General features: G+C 32.1%; 1 protein-coding gene. It reads right to left on the reverse strand.

The annotated features are described in order from the left end of the window. The coding region (locus BOQ64_RS22640) for a hypothetical protein (protein WP_164975868.1) at positions 1–2,750 on the reverse strand (2,750 nt) is incomplete at its 3' end. Between the last annotated feature and the right edge of the window lie 38 nt (positions 2,751–2,788).

Here is a 2,788-nt window from a genome sequence, read left to right on the forward strand (position 1 = left end):
GCATCGTTTTGATTCTGTTTCTTGATAACCGTTGTCTCTAAAGGAATACCTATTATATTAGCATTGATCAGTTTTTGGTTGCCTTTCTCAGAAGCATACTTATAAATAGTTTCCTGAACAGTATCATCCGGAAATAGTTTTTTTGATAAAGTTACCTGACAGTGTTGATTATTATCAAAAATAGTATTTGATTTTGTCTCAAGTATTTTATTATCTACATATTCTTTTGAAATAGATTCAATCAATTTCGAATATCCATAGTAATTTTGATAAAAAGTATACGAAATATTAGGTATTGGCCCATCTTGAGAATTATATACATATCCTGTAGTTAATGGAAAGTTTTCTTTAAAAATAAATGATGTTACACTATTATCTTGCAGACTATATTTATTATCAGTCTTTTTGAAAACTGTAAAATCATTATTATAGAAACGATATTGAGTCTCATTTTCAAGCAACCCTCTTTTTATCTGGCCGCTATTACTACTGGGAGCATCTAAAACAGGAGGAACATACAAATATGCATTTGAATCTCCTAAATACAAATAATTTCTTTCAACAGCCTTATTATTATCAATTAATTCCGTTATAGATTTATAAAAAATTTTATTGGCTCTATCATTATAATCACTTAAAATATTGTCTTTATAAAAACGATAAACAGGAATTGGAGATGAACCAAGAGGTGGGTTCCCTGTATTATTTCCAGGATTACATTCTAATAAACAGTTCCTTTTTGTTATTATATAATCAAATGATTTAGGAGTTGCTGCATTTGCTATACTTGTTACCTGAGATAATCTATCCAATAATTTGTTATAATAAAATGAACGAGTATATGATCCATTTTCAGTATTATTTTCCTCAACTTTTTTTACTCTACTCCCTCCATAATGTTGCAATATGTCTTGCATTTCAGTTCGAGAATTATAATCGAAAGAAGCAAATCCATCTATCCTCCCAAAATACGACGAAACATAATATTCTACTTCATAAGTATGACCTGCAACAGTATTTACAGGACATCTATTATCACTAGGAAGTCCTGTTAGGCATAACTCTTTTTTAGCAACAAGACCAGTATAATATTTCCCATTATCACCTCTAACGTTTTGCCCCGTTGTTATATCTGTAATACTGATTCCATGTACTTCATGCAGGGGATCAGGTCCTCCACAATTGTAATAATCCGTTGAAGCATAAGCTGAATAACTAATTGGTGATCCATTAGATATAAATGTAAATTTCTTACTCACTGTTTTGGGACCACTACAAATTCTCGATGCCTGAAGTCCTGTACCATCAGATTTCTCAACTGGAACAGTCTTCATCGAACTATTCGATTCATAGGTTATTTCTGAATATCCGCCTGTAGGATAATAGATTCTTTTAAGATTTCCCAGATAAGTTCTGGTTGGATCAACATCTTTCTTGGCAGAGGCCCAACCGTTAGTTTTAGTGAAAATATAGTTAGGAACCTGTCCCGAAATATCAGCAAAAGGTGTTTGATTGGCTTTATCGTTCGAATATCCATAAAAATCTGTTGCCAGACTAAATCTTGCGGGAATACTCTCCTTTGAATAGTACTCAAACCTATATTTTTGGTTCGAAACAATTTCATTAATATTATTTAAGAAATGACGGTTAACAGTACTTTGTTCATCTAAAGGTAGCCCATAATATGTAACAGCAGAACCAGTGTTTACATCATCATAATTCAATTGAAAATTCTTTATAATCTGATTATTTTCTTTGGAAAGAACAGCAATTGATGTAAGTAATTTCCCATCACCATTAATATAATCTTTTCTTTGCTTATTGTAGCCAAAATTAATTCTGACAATATCATCGTCAATGCTCAATAATCTTGGTTTTAATGCAACCAAAGTTGTCTTATTTTTTGTCAACCCACTATTTTCATAGGTGTTAGGAACACAGCAGTTTTCAGAAACACTAAAAGAAGCTCCCATGGAGCTATAGTAGCTGATCTGCTCTACAGAATAGTCAAAATTGATAACTTCATTTTTTGAGGTAAGCACTTTAGATAAATACCATCCAGAAGTGTAATATTTATCGGGACCTTTATAATCAATTTTTGATCTTTCCATAAACTTCTCATCCCCTCCGAAATAGTACTTATTTCCCTGATTATCTGTAAGTATAAATTCCAGATTCTTCCCATATTGAGTTACCACTGTAGTTTTATCCGTGATTGTTAGTTTTGAACCGTCACCTCCGTTATAATGTACATTCAGATTTTTATCAATATAAAATTGACCTGAAAGTCCATTGGAAAGGGAAAAGCTAAACCAGTCATATTCTGTATCTATAGAATTATCAGGATGTGCCGCTGTTCTAATCGTATTTGCATCTGCATTAATATCTATAGTACCTGGAAACCATACTGCTGATGCCATATCATCTTGCTCATCTCTTACAACTCTCGAGATTGCTCCTCCTGTAACCAATTGCCAGGACATTCCTAAATTACCTCCTATGTCATCTACCTTAATTCCGCTATTATATCCTAAACTTATAGGAATACCAATCCCAGTATTTATAGTGTATATTGGAAAATTATATGTGAATTCTCCTGTGGGCGAGTTGTTGAAATCCAAACCATAGGTACTAATCCTATAAGTTTCGGAGGTTGGTGGTTTAATATCAGGTAATGATTTACTAATATTAGTTTGTGCAAAATAAATCTGTGTTACTATTATTCCAATAGCTCCAATGACTTTTTTCATGATTTAGTTTCTTATTTTTTTATCAATTTGGCATTCGC

It is taken from the genome of Chryseobacterium sp. CH25 (assembly GCF_004119455.1).
Taxonomy (GTDB): Bacteria; Bacteroidota; Bacteroidia; order Flavobacteriales; family Weeksellaceae; genus Chryseobacterium.